The organism is Methylocaldum marinum, from assembly GCF_003584645.1.
Taxonomy (GTDB): Bacteria; Pseudomonadota; Gammaproteobacteria; order Methylococcales; family Methylococcaceae; genus Methylocaldum; species Methylocaldum marinum.
The window spans coordinates 373,434-389,051 of record NZ_AP017928.1 but is presented as its reverse complement, the minus strand read 5'-3'; the positions used below and the strand labels follow the sequence as shown (position 1 = coordinate 389,051).

12 protein-coding genes are annotated in these 15,618 nt (G+C 61.9%); 5 read left to right on the top strand and 7 right to left on the bottom strand.

Annotation, left to right across the window (positions count from 1 at the left end):
- Positions 1-25: 25 nt before the first annotated feature.
- On the top strand, positions 26-763 hold the full coding sequence (locus sS8_RS01725) for a VPLPA-CTERM sorting domain-containing protein (RefSeq protein WP_119628147.1): 738 nt from the start codon (positions 26-28) through the stop codon (positions 761-763).
- A gap of 530 nt (positions 764-1,293) precedes the next feature.
- On the opposite strand, the gene sS8_RS01720 is transcribed toward sS8_RS01725, so the two are convergent.
- The gene (locus tag sS8_RS01720) at positions 1,294-2,823 is read right to left on the bottom strand and encodes a tetratricopeptide repeat-containing sulfotransferase family protein (RefSeq protein WP_232020476.1); all 1,530 of its coding nucleotides are present in this window, start codon (positions 2,821-2,823) and stop codon (positions 1,294-1,296) included.
- Positions 2,820-5,216 carry a tetratricopeptide repeat protein gene (locus sS8_RS01715; protein ID WP_119628146.1) on the bottom strand — a complete coding sequence of 799 codons (2,397 nt, stop codon included), beginning with the start codon at positions 5,214-5,216 and terminating at the stop codon, positions 2,820-2,822. Before sS8_RS01715 ends, sS8_RS01720 begins: the two co-directional genes overlap by 4 nt.
- A 296-nt stretch (positions 5,217-5,512) precedes the next feature.
- On the opposite strand from sS8_RS01715, the gene sS8_RS01710 reads away from it, so the two are divergent.
- From sS8_RS01710 to sS8_RS01695, 4 genes are all read left to right on the top strand, one after another.
- Entirely contained in the window at positions 5,513-6,088 is a 576-nt protein-coding gene (locus sS8_RS01710; RefSeq protein WP_119628145.1) for a polysaccharide biosynthesis/export family protein, read from the top strand.
- 61 nt (positions 6,089-6,149) lie between these two features.
- Complete coding sequence (locus sS8_RS01705; protein ID WP_119628144.1) at positions 6,150-7,397, top strand: porin family protein; 1,248 nt, start codon at positions 6,150-6,152, stop codon at positions 7,395-7,397.
- Between the two features lie 16 nt (positions 7,398-7,413).
- On the top strand, positions 7,414-9,165 hold the full coding sequence (locus tag sS8_RS01700) for a GNVR domain-containing protein (RefSeq protein WP_170160904.1): 1,752 nt from the start codon (positions 7,414-7,416) through the stop codon (positions 9,163-9,165).
- A 29-nt stretch (positions 9,166-9,194) separates the two neighbouring features.
- Positions 9,195-9,947, top strand: coding sequence for a CpsD/CapB family tyrosine-protein kinase (locus sS8_RS01695; protein ID WP_119628142.1), 753 nt, complete (start codon positions 9,195-9,197; stop codon positions 9,945-9,947).
- A gap of 113 nt (positions 9,948-10,060) precedes the next feature.
- On the opposite strand, the gene sS8_RS01690 is transcribed toward sS8_RS01695, so the two are convergent.
- The 5 genes from sS8_RS01690 to sS8_RS01670 form a co-directional block, all read right to left on the bottom strand.
- Positions 10,061-10,807, bottom strand: a complete 747-nt coding sequence (locus sS8_RS01690; protein ID WP_119628141.1) for an exodeoxyribonuclease VII large subunit — start codon at positions 10,805-10,807, stop codon at positions 10,061-10,063.
- Between the two features lie 16 nt (positions 10,808-10,823).
- A complete protein-coding gene (locus sS8_RS01685; protein WP_119628140.1) occupies positions 10,824-12,539 on the bottom strand; it encodes a putative porin in 1,716 nt (571 codons plus the stop codon).
- Positions 12,540-12,683: 144 nt separating this feature from the next.
- Positions 12,684-13,346 carry an energy transducer TonB family protein gene (locus tag sS8_RS01680; RefSeq protein WP_119628139.1) on the bottom strand — a complete coding sequence of 221 codons (663 nt, stop codon included), beginning with the start codon at positions 13,344-13,346 and terminating at the stop codon, positions 12,684-12,686.
- 21 nt (positions 13,347-13,367) lie between these two features.
- Complete coding sequence (locus sS8_RS01675; RefSeq protein ID WP_119628138.1) at positions 13,368-13,772, bottom strand: ExbD/TolR family protein; 405 nt, start codon at positions 13,770-13,772, stop codon at positions 13,368-13,370.
- 3 nt (positions 13,773-13,775) lie between these two features.
- Positions 13,776-15,590, bottom strand: coding sequence for a DUF2341 domain-containing protein (locus sS8_RS01670; RefSeq protein WP_119628137.1), 1,815 nt, complete (start codon positions 15,588-15,590; stop codon positions 13,776-13,778).
- Positions 15,591-15,618 lie beyond the last annotated feature (28 nt).

The window sequence follows — 15,618 nt, the reverse complement described above, 5'->3', positions numbered from 1 at the left end:
CTCACCGTTCTATTGGGAGATATTCATGAAACCGCTTTTTCACAGCCACAAGCTATCGGCCGCCTTGGTGGCGTTGAGTCTGTCGACCGGCCAAACCGCCTTGGCGGCCAGTGCGTTCAGCAGCGATGCGACGCTGACCTATACCATTCAAAGCATTGCTAATCTCAGCAATCCCGGGGATTTGTCTGGACTCGAAATTCTGGGCTATTTCGAACAGGCGGACGCTTCGTCCTATGCCGCGACCACCGGCGACGGAGCGATAACAGCCGATAATCCGACCATAGGCCCGGTCGCCGTCGGGACCAGTTTCAGCCGGACTTTCGCGGTAAGCGGCAACGCAAGCGACGGCACGGCAACGTCTTCGCACTTGGGACTGTTCCGCCTCGATTTCAATAATCTCGGCAGCGATAGCTATGCCATCGAACTGGCGTTGGATTTCGAATTGAATGCTTCCGCCGGCGGCCAGACGGCGGATACCGACATCTTCCTGGATTTTTACAGGACCGACTCCAGCGACGGTTCCTCTACGGGCTTTGCTTTCGTCAATGCCTCGGTGTTCGGACTTCAAAATGCGACCATGGCGGACTCGTCGGGGCCTTTGCTCTTCAACCTGGGGGCGAATGCCTCGGCAGGGTTACACGCCGATGTCTGGATCAACGGCAACCTGCAAGCGTCGCCGGTTCCCCTCCCCGCAGCCGTATGGTTGTTTGCCACCGGCCTTCTGGCGTTCTCCGGCGCGCGGAAACGGAAGACGGCGGACTGATTCAGCTCCGGCAGGGAGACGCCCGCGGTTTTCGCTGGGCTGCATTCGGACGACGCGGGCGGAGCCGAACGAGCTCGATGATGCGGTTCAGGCGGATTCCCGAACTCCGGTTCGGGAATCCTCATCGAGCAGCGGGAACTTTTCGGTCATCGCTCACGAGCGAGAGCCTTGAAGCCGGTACAACGGAAAATGCTCTATTCCATCCGGCATTCAAGTGAACATTGATCGTAGGATGGGTAGAGCGAAGCGAAACCCATCGATGGCGGGTTGGCCCCTCGGCTTCGCTCGGGACAGCCCCTTCGACTGGGCTCAGGACAGGCTCCGCGTAAGCCACCGACGCGAGGTCGCTCGGTGGGTTACGGCCTTGCGGCCTAACCCACCCTACGAAAAATTGATCTCTTTTTGAAAGCAATTTGGAATTACTGTGCGGAAATAAAGTAAAGTCCTACTCGAATCGCCCTCACCCCAACCTCTCCCAGAGGGAGAGGGGCTCTTGTGGCTTTACTTTCCGGACCATTAGTAACTTGCCTTCATGGGTCATACCCAAACGCCGTGACGAACGGCGCGAGAATATCCGACACTGGCCCAAATTCCGATGCGTAATATCGCCAGCGCCCCACCGACGAAGCGTAAAGCGGCTGGGCGACCTGGCCGAAGCTGGGACTATTGATGTATTTTCCCGCCGCCCGCTTGTGAAAATCGGCAACCGCCGGGTTCCAGGATAGCCCGAGAAAAGAGAAGACCTCACGGAAGGTCGTGTCGAACCGGGATACCGCATCCTCATAGCGGAACTCCATGAAATCCAGCGTCATCCGCGTTTTCATGGATCGCCACCAGTCCATGATCTGCGCATAGAAGGCGGCCGTACCTTCCCAGCTCAAAAGATGGACCGTGGAAGGCGTCGGAACCATGATCTGCATGAAACAGCTCAAGCACACGTCGCGCGGGTCGCGCATGACGAAAATCAGCTTGGCATCCGGAAAAATGCAATTGATGAGCCCCAGGTCGATGGTGTTCATCGTGGTTTTGTCAACGAAAACCGGTCGATCGGCCTCGTTTCCGAAAAGCGCCCTTGCCCGGTTCCAGTAGAACCGGCGCAAATGGAGGACGCCCGCCAGGTCGAGCTTGGCGAGTTGTTCCGGCGTCGTTCCCGGTGTCCCGGCCATCAGGTCGAGCTCCTTCCTCAAAGCGACCATCAAATCGGTCTCGTCGGCGACGAAAACATCGGGGTGGGCGTCCAGAACTTCCTGGGTGAGGGTCGTCCCGGAGCGCATGAACCCGACCAGAAATACGGGCGGCGCTCGATCGTTCCGGGGAAACCCGGTGCCCGACCAACGCCCCAGCAAATTCGCCGTAAAACCGTCGGTGTAGGTTCTGATCAAATTCGGAACCAGGGCGGCATCCTGCTTTCGAACCTCCGGGAGCAAGCCGGACACCTCCGCGGCGGCGTGTAAATGCGCGAACACTTGATCGAATGCCTTGAGCTTGTCCAGTATCCGAGCCAGTTCCTTATGCGCCCGGAACTTTTCCTCCGGTGTCGGGAAGCCTTTCAAGACTTTTTCCAGCCTCAGCCTAGCCTCTTCCCTCGCTCCTTCGGCCGCTTCCAGCGTGGCCAACAGAATCTGCAGCACCGCGCTGTGCGGCGCCAGCTTCACCGCCCGCCGGCCGGCGGACAATGCCGATTTGGTCCGATTCAGCCTCGAATACGCGAGCGCCAGCAGTTGAAAGCCCCGAACGTTTGAACCGTCGATTCTTACCGCCTGCTCGGCCAGTTCCAGGGATCCGTGATAGTCGTTCCAGAACTGCAACTGCTCGGCAAGCCCGAGCAGCAGGTTCACATCGCGACTCTTGCGCGCTTTCTTCATCAGCAGCTGGCCCGACTGGCGCAGATGAGCAATGCCTTCCTTGCGCCGGCCCAGCCAGCATAAGGCCTGTCCCAGGCAAGCCTTGGCCTGGCCGTCTTTCGGATTCTCTACAACGGCCTTTTCGAACCATTCCGCGGCTTCGGCCACGTTACGCGATTGAATGGCGGCATGGCCACGCTGTATGTAAGTCGTCATTCGGAAACGCTGGAAAGAGCCTGTTTCGCATCATCCAGGCCCAAATAATCCGTCTTTGCCGCAACCGCCTTCTCGAGCTGCGACCTGGCTCGCTCTTTGTCGCCGGACTTGAGGTAGAGCATGCCGAGATGGTATTGGAAAACCGGCACGTCCGGCATCCGTTCGGCCGCTTTCTCCAATAAGGGCTGAGCCTTCTCCGTCTCCCCCAACTGGTAGTAAATCCAGCCCAGGGTGTCGAGAAACGCCGGCTCGGTCGACGTCTCGAACCGCCCGGCCAGGGCCAGTGCCCGCTGAAGCTGGTCGCGGTCGCCCGCGTCCGCGCTCAACAAGGCCGCCAAATTATTCGCGGCCAGCGCATGTGCCGGATTCCGCTCAAGCACCGCCTCGTATTCCGCGCGTGCTCCCGCCCAGTCTTTACCCTGCTCCAGAATGCGCGCCAGCCCCATGTGCGACGCGATGTCCTTCGGCTCCATTTCCAACACGCGCCGGTACAACTTCGCCGCCCCGGCCAGGTCGTTCTTCTGCTCGTAATAGCCCGCCAGGTTGTAGTACGGCAGCCGCCACTTCGGATTCGTCTCGATCGCCTGCTGGAGCGCCTTGACTGCGTTTGCCTCCTGTTTCTGGGCGAAATAGTAAAGCCCCAGCAACTGATGCGCGGTCGGATGCTTCGGGTCATCCTTCAAGGCCTTTCGAATCCGCGCCAGCGCCTTGTCCGGCTGCTTCTCCGCAAGGTGCAGCGAAACGATCGCCTTCAACGGCTCGTAATCGTTCTTGGCCCGCGCCAGCGCCGCTTCGTACCGGGCCAAGGCCGCCTCCGGCTTTTTCTGGCTTTGATAGAGTTGGCCCAGCCGGAACGGTCCGACGGCTTTATCCGGGAACTCGGTCTCGATCTCCTTGAGCACCTTTTCCAGAGCCTCCGCCTTTTGGCTGGCCACCAACAGGTCCGCCTTCAGGTTGAGTCCATCGAGGTGTTTCGGCTGCACTTTGAGAAACTCGTTGAGCTTGTCCAACGCCAGCGGCAGGTTCTTCTGTGCCACCAAGAACTCCACCAATTGCTTCCGCAACCGATATTCCGCAGGCTTCGCCGCCACCGCCTTCTCCAGCTGTTCCTGCGCCAGCGCGGGCTTTTCGTCCAGCATGTAGGCCCGGGCCAGCAGCGTCAACACTTCCACCGCATCGGGCTGGTCCTTGAGCAGCGCCCTGAACGAGGCGATAGCTTCCTGGGCATCCTTCCGCGCCAGCGCCAGCCGTCCTTGCAACGACAACGCCGCATAGTCCTGCGGGGTCTCCGCCAATACCGTCTGCACCAGCTCTCGCGCATCCTCCGCACGCCCGCGCTTCGCCAGTAGTTCCGCCAGCAGCGTCGTCGCCTTCAAACCGTCAGGTTTATTCTCGCTGTCCGCCATCAGGGCACGGTATACGGTCTCCGCCTGCTCCACTTCCCCCAGATTTTCATGCACTTTGGCAAGTCCGAAGCGCAGCGCAGTCGCTTTCTCCGAAGAACTCGCCCCGATCGCCGTCTGAAGCTCGTCGACCGCCCGCTTCCCGTCGCCGCGCTTTACGAAAAACTGCGCCAGCAACAAAGGCGCCCGCGGTTCCTCCGGCAAATCCCGCATCGTGTTGCGCAGTGCTGCTTCCGCCGCGTCCCAGCGGCTCTGCTTAAGATACAGCTCGGTCAGCATCACCCGGTGTTCCAGCCGGTCCGGCTGTGCCGCGATCAAGGCGTTCATGGTGCCTTCCGCCGCCTCCGCCTGCCCCTGCTGTAGCTGAAGCCGCGCGAGAGCCGTCAACAGCGCCGGGTGGTTCGGATTGGCCGCAAGCCCCTCTTCGAGCACACTCCGGCCCTCGTCCGCCTGTTCCTGCTGTACCAGATGCAACGCCAATACCAGATACGGGTCCGGCCGGGCCGGCTTCTCCGCCACCAGCGCCCGCAGTTGCGCCAGCATCGAGGCGCCGTCCCCCTTGAGATTCGCCAGCGCCGCCTGGAGCATCCGCACCTCGATGTCGGTCGGTTTTTCCGCGGCCGCCGGCTCCAGGAGTTCGGTCGCTTTTTCGGCGTCCTTCGCCAACAGGTAGAACTTCGCCAGCCGGACCTGGGCCTCGTGGTTACCCGGATCGAGTTCGACTGCTTTCTGATAGAATCCGAACGCTTCCCGCCAGTTCTTCTGATCTTCTTCGATCCGTCCCAGATAGAAATAAGGGCTTGCCGTCTTGGGATCGATCTGCAGCACGTTCTTGAACTCGACCTTCGCCTTGTCGAAGTTCCGAGCCTCGAAAAACTCAAGGCCCCGCGCGAGATGCTCGGCCTTGCGTTCCTCGGCCCCACCGCATCCGGTCAACACGGCGGCGGCCACGATCAACGCTGGAATTGACCGAGTAAATCTGATCTTCATAATAAACTCCCTAGATTCGACAGTAAGTGTAAGGATGTAATCGCGGCGAGCGACGACCAAAGACAACCCCTGTTGCCTATCGCTCCGTTATGAAGTTGTTTTAGTACCATCATGAAGTTATCTTCGCGCCGCCATGAAGCGGTCTGCTCAAGCAAGAACGCCCGGAACCGGGCGCTTGCTTACTCTTCTGTTCATCACCCGCAGGACCAGACCCATTTTACTTACAAATTTGATGCCCATCAGGTTTGGCCTCTAATTTGCAGGCTAATGGCGTCCTTCAAGCTCATTAAATAAGCATGTATCGACTACTATTCACATTCCTGTCACTGTTGGTTACCGTCGGCGGTGCTTCCGCAGATGCGGCAAATGACACACCACTGCTGCAAATGCCGCAGAATTACCGCATCGTCCCGGGCGATGTTCTGGAGATTTCGGTCTGGCGCGAGGAGGACTTGACCAAGCAGGTTCTGGTCCGTGCCGACGGCGCCCTGTCCTTTCCCCTGGTCGGCGACGTCCCCGCCGGCGGCCTCACCATCGAGGACGTCCGCGTCACCCTCACCGAGCGCCTGACCGATTTCCTCGCCGACCCCGTCGTCTCGGTCTCCGTCATCACCACCAGCCAGAAAATCTACGTCGTCGGCAAGGTCAACAAGCCCGGCGAATTCGTCACGCCCGGCCGCGTCACCGTGATGCACGCCCTCGCCCTCGCCGGCGGCCTCAACCCTTTCGCCGACCGCGACGACATCACCATCCTCCGCCAGACCGGCGACCGCACCACTCCCCTCGCGTTCGATTACGATGCCGTCTCCGCCGGCGAGGAGCTCGAGCAGAACATCCTGCTGATGAACGGCGACATCGTGGTCGTGCGTTGAGGCTCCCGCGGCACCCCATGCTCCACCGGCCTCCCCGGCCGCACACCCGAGGCGGCTGATCATGGCGGTTCGATGCAAACGGCTGGCCGGCCTCGGCTTCGGCCTCGGTTTGGCGTTCGCCAGGGCCGCCCTGGCCGTGGACTGGCACCTCGAAACCCAGGCCGGCCTGAGCCAGGAGTTCCATTCCAATATCCGGCTCCTGCCACGCCAGCTCGGGCCCCGCGCGGTCTGGGGCACCGATCTCGGCTTCACGACCCGGCTGATCGCCCGCGAGGCCCATTGGCAGGTGCAGGGCCGCGCCCGCCTGCAGAATCAGTTTTATGCACCGATCGAACATATCGATGCCCAGAACCAGTTTCTCGACCTCGACGCCCATTACGCCACCGAGCGCTCGCGCTGGGCGCTCACCGCAAACTATACCGACGATGCCCTGCTGGCCTCGCAGTCCGATGAACTGGTGGGCATCGTGCTGACCCGGGTCCAGCGCAGCCTGACCTCGTTCGCCCCCGCCTGGACCTATGCCTGGAGCGAGCGCACCCGCTTCACCCTCGGCTATAGCTATCATGCCGCCGACTACGACGCCCGCACCCAGTTCAGCTATGTCGATTCGCGTTCGCACACCGCGTCCGCCGGCTTCGAGCATCAGCTCACCGAACGCCTGGGGCTCAACGGCACGCTGGCGTATACCGCCTACCGCGCCGACCAGCGCGCCATCGATTACGTCAATGCCATGGCCGGCTTCCGGTACGCCGTCACCGAGACCCTCGACATCGGCGTCTCCGGCGGCGGCCAGTACAGTTTCTCGGAAACCGAGCTGCGGACCTTTCGGCAGGCGCTCGTCTTCATCGGCCCCATCCCCGTCCGGGTGCTGATTCCGGAGGACGTCACCCTGAAGGACGCCCAGTTCGGCCCCCTGGTCACCGCCACCGCGCGCCAGCGCTTCGAGTCGTCCGAATGGCAGCTGGATTATTCCCATCAGATCAGCCCGTCAATCAACGGCACCCTGTTCGAGTCGGACCGGGTCGTGCTCACCGGCCGCCACCGCTTCTCCGAGCGCCTCAACACCTCCCTGACCCTGTCCTACACCGATCAGGCGTTCCCCTTGTTCAACGGCGAAATCCTCAGCCAGGTGTCTTACCGGCTCGGCGCCGAGCTCACCTACGCCCTGACCGAGCACTGGCGCCTCAGCGGCACCTACCAGTACGCCCTCCGCGATCTCGGCGACCGCGATGGCGCCTTTTCCGGCCGCCAGGACGACCATGCCGTGTTTCTCCGGCTCAAGTACGATTTCGATCCCTTTCAGTTTTGAGATTGAGTACCCATCAATGGAAGAAAAAGCCCTCAGCGACTATCTCGCCACCTTCCGCCGCCACAAGACCGCCTTCGCCGCGATCTCGGCCGGCCTCTTCACGCTCAGCCTCCTGGCCGCGCTGCTGCTGCCCCCGACCTACCGCTCCGCCGCGACGATCCTGATCGAGGAGCAGGAGATCCCGGCCGACCTGGTCCGCTCCACCATCACCAGCTATGCCGCCGAGCGCCTGCAGATGATCAGCCAGCGCGTGATGACCCGCTCCCATCTCCTCGCCATCGTCGAGAAGTTCGATCTCTATGCCAAGGCGCGTCTCACCCGGACCACCGACGAGATCATCGAGCGGATGCGCGAGGACATCGCCTTCCAGCCGATCAGCGCCGAGGTCATCGATCCCCGCTCCGGACGGCCGACCAAGGCCACCATCGCCTTCAGCCTGTCCTACGACGCCCCTCGCCCCGACACCGCCCAGCGCGTCGCCAACGAGATCACCTCGCTCTACCTCGAGGAGAACCTCAAGACCCGCACCCAGAAAACCGCCGAAGCCTCCGATTTCCTCACCGAGGAGGTCGAGCAGATCGGCGCCTATGTCGGCGAACTCGAGCAGAAGTTGGCCCAGTTCAAGGAGGCCCACATGTACGCCCTGCCCGAGCAGAAGGCGCTCAATCTGCAGTTCCTGCAACAGACCGAGCACGAGCTCCAGGCGCTCGACGTGCAGCTGCGCACGCTCCAGGAGCGCGCCATCTATCTGGACGCGGAGCTCGCCCAGATCTCGCCCGATACCCCGATCATCTCGGATACCGGCCAGCGCATCCTCAGCAAGCAGGACCGCCTGAAGCACCTCGAGACCGAACTGGTCGCCCTCACCAGCCGCTATTCCGACAAGCACCCGGACGTGGTCAAGGCGCGCCGCGAGCTCGAGGCCCTGCTGCGCGAACTCGGGCCTATCGACAATTCCCTCGACACGGTCAAGACCCTCGCCCATCTGCGCGGCGAACTGGCCGTGCTCGAGGACACCCATGCCCCCGATCATCCCGATGTGATCGCCCTGACCTCGAAGATCACCGCCTACGAGGAGTCCCTCGCCGCGGCGGCGCCCGAGACCACCGCCCGCGCGGTCGCCGCCCGCCAGCCCGACAATCCGGCCTATCTCAACCTGTCCGCCCAAAAAGCCGGCACCCTTCAGGAGCTCGAGGCGCTCCGCAAACGCCGCATCGAGCTTCAGACCAAGCTGGCCGATTACCAGGATCGCCTGCAGCGCACCCCCGATACCGAACGCCAGTATCTGGCCCTCATGCGCGATTACGACAATGCCGCCAACCGCTACCGCGAGCTCCGCGCCAAGCAGATGGAAGCCCAGATCGGCGAACAGCTGGAGCGCAAGAGCAAGGGCGAGCGCTTTTCCATCATCGAGCCGCCCCTGCTCCCGGAAAAACCGATCAAGCCCCACCGCCCGGCCATCGCCGTCCTCGGCCTGATCCTCGGCCTCGCCGCCGCCGTCGGCTATATCGTCCTGCGCACCACCCTCGATCACACCGTGCGCACCCCCCGCAACGTCGCCGCCCTCGCGGGCGTCGCCCCGCTCGCGGTCATCCCCTATCTCGTGACCGATGACCTGGCCGTCGACCAGACCCGCCAGCGCTGGCTCCTCGCCGGCCTCGGCCTCGGCGCCCTGCTCCTCGTGCTGGGCCTGGTCCATTGGTTCTGGAGCCCGCTCGACGTGCTCTGGTTCCGCAGTCTCCGCAAATTCGACACCCTGCTCGGCTAACCCCTCATCTTCGACCCGGAGTGCCTCTTATGGAATCGACCGTCCCCGTTCTCGACAAAACCCGCACCGCCTCCCTGCAGCCCGCCGCGCGGATCGAGTACACCACCACCCGCTCGCTCGAGGTCAGCCGCGAGGTCCTGCGCCGCCACCGCCTGATCGCCGGCTACGAGCCGGGCCCCTACCTCGACGCCTACAAGGTGCTCCGCACCAAGGTCCTCCAGATCCTCCGCGAACACGGCTGGAACGCCCTCGCCGTCACCAGCCCCAACCCCCAAGCCGGCAAGACCGTCGCCGCCATCAACCTCGCCCTCAGCCTCGCCCTCGACGTCAGCCAGACCGTCCTCCTGGTCGATGCCAATCTCCGCCGTCCCGCCGTCCATACCGCGTTCGGCTTCACCCCCCGCTACGGCCTCGCCGATTACCTCCTCGACGACGTGCCCATCGAGCGCCTCCTCATCAATCCCAAGGGCATCGGCCGCTTCGTCATCCTCCCCGGCAGCCGCCCCCTCCCCGACTCCGCCGAACTCCTCGCCTCCCCCAAGATGGCGCGCCTGGTGGACGAGTTGAAGCACCGCTATCCCAGCCGCATCGTGGTGTTCGACCTCCCCCACCTGACCACCGCCGACGCCCTCGCCTTCGCCCCTCACGTCGATGCCGCCCTCCTCGTGATCGAGGCCGGCCGCACCACCCAGACCCAGCTCACCGACGCCCTCACCCAGTTGAGCACCACACCCATCCTCGGCACCCTCCTCAACAAGGCCGAACCCCTCCCCGAACCCTGACCGAACCCTTGGACGCCAGGGCATTTTCACACCGCCCGTACCGGAACCCGCTCGCCGATGGGGCCGTCGGCAAGGGATTGCCGACCCGGCCACTGTAGGTCGCAGGGTTCCGTTCATTGCTCGTCTTCCTCCTCATCCGGATCGACCTCATAGCTACCTCCGGCCGGGCTCGGTTCCGAAGCATTTTCGCCGGCCTCCTGCCAAGGCGTGACCTGCAAGTCCTCGAGCTTAAACTGAAATGCCTGGGCCTCGTTCTCGGCCCGTACCGAGCTGATCTGGGTGAAAGGCTCACCTTCGGTAAGCGCCTCCCAAAACCCCTTGCCCCGGTACTTCGTGAGCAATTCGCGATTAGCCCGGTATAAACCTTCGTTTTTCTCCGTGCACTCCTTTATCCAACGGGACCGCTCGGCTACCGCACTGACCAGCAGCTCGTTGTCCTGCCGGTACTTTTTCAATTCGCCAATCGCGGCGCGCAGACGCTCGTTGAGGCCGTGTATGCGTTCGGAGTCCTGATGAATGCGTCCCTGAAGCGATTCATTACCCGCCCGGAGATTATCCAGACTGCGCTTCTGCTGCTGAACCAGGTTTTCAAACCCTTCCAGCCGCCGGACCTGTTCCTCCAATTTCTTGACATGCTCCAGCAGAGCGCTCCTTTCCGTTTCCAGAGCCGCCTTCTCCTGGCTCAACTGACGCAGCATGCCCTGCGCCTTGCGCAAGGCTTGAGCGGCGGCGTCTTGCCTGGGGGCCTGAGCGTGCGCTAGGGAAGAACCGAATACGGAAGCACAGCATAGCGACAGAAAAAAAACCGCCGATCGGGTCCGCAGCCCCGAGAACGACGAATTCAGACCGAATGGACACATACTCGACCTCGATGCATCAGAACCGGGCGTTCAAGTCGACCAGCAGCACGTCGATCCCTAACGGAGGACCGTCGATTTCGTCGGCGCTAAGCCAGCGGATATTCGCCCAGGTATTCTTCGCCAAGCCATAAACCATGCCGGCCATCCACCCTTTCGCATCGGTGCCGGCCAAATGGAAATTGGAATCCGTGAACGCATCGAGTACCGAATCGCGCTCAAGATACTTGTAAGCGAAGAAAGTGCTCCAGTCGCCGAATTTACGGATTTCCGGCCGGCCCACGTCGAGGCGAACCTGGAAGGCGGTGGTTTTCGGCTTGATGTCCAAACCGGTACGACGAAGAATCTCCTTTCGGTCGAATCCGATATTCTCCGAGAAGTTGGCCGTCAACATGATGTGATTGGCGCCGAATCCGCCGTAATCCAGAGCGAGCATCGCATCGATGATATCGAAGTCCGACGCCAGGCCAACGAGTCGGGTGTTGACGTTCGTATCACTAGGATCGTTGCTGATTCGAGCCAGGCTATTGCCCTTGGTAAAAAACGCCGGCGCCGTCCAATCGTTCCTGCGACTGCCGAGTGCATTAGGCAGCGCCACGATATTCTTGTAGTCGTAATAGGCGATACCGGCCTTCATGCGTGTGCTCGACCCGAAATGCCAATCCAGCCCGGTCTGCGCCGCCCACAGCCATTTGTCCTGGGATTCCAGCTCGATTTCCTGGAGGGGGAATGCGCCCAATGTCAGGAAGACCGCATTGGGCACCGAAGACCCCATGTTGATCTGGCGGTATTGCGGCCCCGACTTGAAGTAGTTCTCCGCGAGCGCCGTCTTAGGTCCGATAGGCAGGCGGAACGTGCCTGCGAAGCCTTCGAAACTGAGGTCCGGGTCGAACATATTGTCCGTGGACAGCCAGGGATTGGCGAAACGTCCGGCCCAAACGGTGAACCAGTCCCTTCCCTTGTCGTCCACGTAGTCGTATTGCAGGAACGCCCGATCCAGCGCCACCTCATACTGTTTTCCGTATTGTCCCAGGGTTTGATTGATGGAAATCGGGCTGCGGTCGTTGCTGGTGGCGAGGCGAACGCCTGCCTTGAAGTGTTCGGCGATTTGAGCTTCCAGCCCGAGGCGGAAGCGAATGCGATAGCGCTGGCGGTCAACCGTGGTATTCAGGAAAGCGGACTCACCTGCGGCGGTGATACCGCCCTCCTCGTTAATGACAGGCCAATTGAGATAGCTGCCTTCCTGATTGTCATCCGCAAATAGCTGATTCTCGAAGCGCACGCGGAAATCGCCCGACAGCTTGAACCGATTCACCCAGTCCGGCAGAGCCGCCGGCACACCCCATTTTTCCGTCTTGGCCTGGGACTTGACTTCCTTTACCACTTCGTCGCGCAGTTCCTTGCTCACCTCGGCACGAATCTCGTCCTTCACGAAATCGGGAACGTAAGTTACGCGTATCGGCCCCGGCTTGCCCTTGCCCGGACCACCCCGTGTTGCAGCGACCCGCGCTTCTTTCGCGGCTTCCGCCCTAGCCTCGGCCTCCGCCTTGGTCTCGGCCTGCTTGATCATCTCCTCCGCCTTCGATTTGTCGATGATTCCCTGCTGTACCAGAATATCGATCAAATTAAGCGTGGTGTTCTTCAGCTTCAGCAGTTCCTCCTTCTCTCCCGCCGCCGCGGTGGAGGCCAGGATCAAGGCCAAAGGTGCGGCGAGAAGCTTGCGGTCTGCTTTCATGAAATTCCCCAAGTCGTTCGGTTCTTAAAAGTGTCAGTGTCGGTTGTGTAGGATGGGCAAAGGCCGATAGGCCGTGCCCATCGTTCCCGACCGAGATGGGTCCGCTTCACTTGGCCCATCCTACAAAGCATTTTCAGCTCCGGATTAGGAGCGTATGCGGATCTTTACCGGCTGAGGCATGTTCTCCGGCGGAGGCTTGAGCTTCGAGCGGAGCGTCTCCAAGGCCGAACGCAAGGCTTCGTCCACATCGTCGTTGCCGCTGGAAGTGCCCAGTTCGGCTCGGGAAACCCTTCCGTCGGCACTGATCCAGATTTTCGCGATCACCGAAATCTTTTTGTCCCGTGCCTTGCTCTGGCTCAGCTTCTCCCGCAACTCGTCCGCAATCTGGCGCTGCAATTGCTGGCCGTACCAGATGATGGCGTTGCCGCCGCCCCCGCCGATGAGCCCCCTTCCGCCTTTCTTGCCGACCAGTCCGAAGGCGTCGGAACCCGCCGCGCCGTCCGCATCGACGCCCAAATCCTCGCCCGGCGGCGGCTCGTCCGCTTGCTGCTCGGGTTCCGGCTCGGGCTCCGGCTCCGGTTCTTCGATCTTCTCCTCCTTGATCTCCGGCTCCGGCGGCTTTTCCTCGGGCGGGGGCGGCGGAGGTGGCGGGGGCGGTTGGATCACGGTGATCTGCTGGACCTGTTTCTTGGTCTGCACCGGCTTATCGAAAAGGTCCTTCAGAAAAAAAACCGCCACCGCGATCAGGACGATCAGAACCCCGCCGATCCCGAGCGGCAGATAGCGAAGCCAGGTCTTCTTGCTCATGGCGGGCGACGAAGAGAAGGCTTACTTCACCAGCTTCTGCGTCACCAGGCCGAGCTGGCTGATCTGCAACCGCGTCACGACGTCCAGCACGTCGATGACTTTCTCGTACTGGATGGTGGCGTCGGCCTTGAGCACTACCGGCAGGTCCGGCGTCGCTGCCTTGTACTGCGCCAGCCGGGTTTCCAGCTCCTGCAGGCTCACCGGGTAGGTGTCGAGATAAATGGTGCCGTCCTGGGTGATCGAGATCGCCTTGGTTTTCGGCTTGGACAGGGCAGGCGTGGCGCTGGCCTTGGGCAGGTTGACGGTGATGCCCTGCACCGTGGCGGTGGTCATGATGATGAAGATCAGCAGCAGCACGTAGGCCACGTCCAGCATGGGCGTGATGTTGATGTCGTCGTAGACCTTCTCTTCGGATTCGACTTTCATGGCTTATCCTCCGCGGTGGCGGTCGGCCAGGCGTTCGGAGACCAGGGCCAGGAATTCGTCGGTGAACACCCGCATTTCCGCGGTGAGGTCCTTGATTTGGGTGAGCAGGTAGTTGTAGCCGAACAGGGCCGGGATGGCGACGGCGAGACCCGCGACGGTGGCGAGCAGCGCGCCGGAGATACCGGGCGCGATCGAGTTGATGTTGACGTCGCCTGTGGCGGCGATCACGGCGAAGGTGATCATCACCCCGAGGACGGTGCCCAACAGGCCCAGAAACGGGCCGCCGGAGATGGCGATAGTGAGCAATACCATATTGCGGTTGAGCTTTTGCCCCTCGCGCACCACCGCCGCGTCGAGCCGCGCCCGCAGCACGTTGAGCGCCTCGTCGGTCAAGGGTTGGTTGGCCAAGGTGCCGAACCGCTTTTTGAGCTCCTGAACCCCGGCATGATAGACGTGGTAGACGGGAGAACTCTGAAAGTGGTCATGCTTGCCCACCACCGCGGCGAGGAACTCCGATTCGCTCAGTTCCTTTTCTTCCTCGGTTTCTTCCTGATCCAGCGCTCCGGGATCGGCGGAAGCGTCCATGTTCCGATATTGGTCGAGGAAGGCGCGGTTGTCCTTATTGGCCCTGGAGATAGCCAGCCCCTTGGTGACCATCACCAGGGCGCTGATCACGAACATGACGCCGCACAGGGCGATCACCACCCAGCCGTCGACGGTCAGACTTTGCAGGATGATGACGAAATAATTGGGACCGCCCGCCCCTTGCTTGGATTCGTCCTGGCCGAAACCGAGAACGTTGAAATCGGCGCTTTGGCTGCGCGCCAAGAGCTTGATCCAGTCGGCGCTGCGCGCCGTGTTGGCAATCTGAACCTCGTCCAGAAAGCCGATGAGGCTATCGCCTGCGGCGCCGGCGCCCAAGGTCACCATCGGATTCATCGGCCCCGCCGAAGCCGGCGACTCGCCCGCCTTGTTGCCGTCCAGGTACAGTTCCAGCTTGTCCGTCCGCAGAACCACGGCGATGTGCTGCCACTTGCCGAGTTGCAACGGCGCGGGAGACGTCTCGACCCCTTGGCCGTTGTTCGCATATTTCGCGACCAGGCCGGTGTCCCGAACCGACAGCTCCAGCGCGTTCTCGCCTTCCGCCGCGTGCAAGACGTAAGCATTCGACTGGGCCTGATCGATCTTCAGCCAGGCGGAAAAGGTCCAGCCTTTATCGGGCGAAAGTTGCAGAGCCGGATTGGCATTGATCGCAATGCCGCCCGCTCCGGTGAATTTGGCCGCTGCGCCGATCCAGCCCGCAGGCTCCGCCGCGGCCTTGGAATCCGCCGCATGGTTGCCGTAGGCGGTGGCGTCCTTTGGCATCGGGTCCGTCTCGTCGAAATGCAACACCAGCGCCTGATGCACGTCGTAGGTCCCGTTCGCGTCGCCGCCATCCGGCGCTTCGGCGTTGCCGTAATACATCCAGATCGAATCGGTGCTGATCCCGCCGCGGAACTGCGGCGCCTTGACCCAGACCAGGGCCATCTCGTTGATCGCGTCGAACTTCTCGACGTGATGTTTCAAAGGCGTCTTGTCGTCCGCCATGAAGCGGATATCCCTGCCGTTCTCGGCCAGGTCCAGGAAATAGGCGAAATTGCCGGCATGCAGGCGGACCAGCACCGGAAACTCGGCCAAGGTCTCCTGGACATCCGCGCCGGTGACTCCGCCGTCCAGCGCGATCGGTTTGCGCGACGACCAAGCGTCGTTCCACCAGGCGTGAACCATACCCGGAACGAGCACCAACCCCAAGGCCAGAGCGTAGACCTTCGCTTTCATGTAAGTTCTTGTATTTACTTGTTTCGTA

What these genes read in the sequence shown, in the direction of transcription:
- sS8_RS01690 (WP_119628141.1), bottom strand. Translation starts at nt 10,807, where the DNA reads ATGTGTCCATTCGGTCTGAATTCGTCGTTCTCGGGGCTGCGGACCCGA.
- sS8_RS01715 (WP_119628146.1), bottom strand. Translation starts at nt 5,216, where the DNA reads ATGAAGATCAGATTTACTCGGTCAATTCCAGCGTTGATCGTGGCCGCC.
- sS8_RS01680 (WP_119628139.1), bottom strand. Translation starts at nt 13,346, where the DNA reads ATGAGCAAGAAGACCTGGCTTCGCTATCTGCCGCTCGGGATCGGCGGG.
- sS8_RS01700 (WP_170160904.1), top strand. Translation starts at nt 7,414, where the DNA reads ATGGAAGAAAAAGCCCTCAGCGACTATCTCGCCACCTTCCGCCGCCAC.
- sS8_RS01705 (WP_119628144.1), top strand. Translation starts at nt 6,150, where the DNA reads ATGGCGGTTCGATGCAAACGGCTGGCCGGCCTCGGCTTCGGCCTCGGT.
- sS8_RS01670 (WP_119628137.1), bottom strand. Translation starts at nt 15,590, where the DNA reads ATGAAAGCGAAGGTCTACGCTCTGGCCTTGGGGTTGGTGCTCGTTCCG.
- sS8_RS01725 (WP_119628147.1), top strand. Translation starts at nt 26, where the DNA reads ATGAAACCGCTTTTTCACAGCCACAAGCTATCGGCCGCCTTGGTGGCG.
- sS8_RS01685 (WP_119628140.1), bottom strand. Translation starts at nt 12,539, where the DNA reads ATGAAAGCAGACCGCAAGCTTCTCGCCGCACCTTTGGCCTTGATCCTG.
- sS8_RS01720 (WP_232020476.1), bottom strand. Translation starts at nt 2,823, where the DNA reads ATGACGACTTACATACAGCGTGGCCATGCCGCCATTCAATCGCGTAAC.
- sS8_RS01675 (WP_119628138.1), bottom strand. Translation starts at nt 13,772, where the DNA reads ATGAAAGTCGAATCCGAAGAGAAGGTCTACGACGACATCAACATCACG.
- sS8_RS01695 (WP_119628142.1), top strand. Translation starts at nt 9,195, where the DNA reads ATGGAATCGACCGTCCCCGTTCTCGACAAAACCCGCACCGCCTCCCTG.
- sS8_RS01710 (WP_119628145.1), top strand. Translation starts at nt 5,513, where the DNA reads ATGTATCGACTACTATTCACATTCCTGTCACTGTTGGTTACCGTCGGC.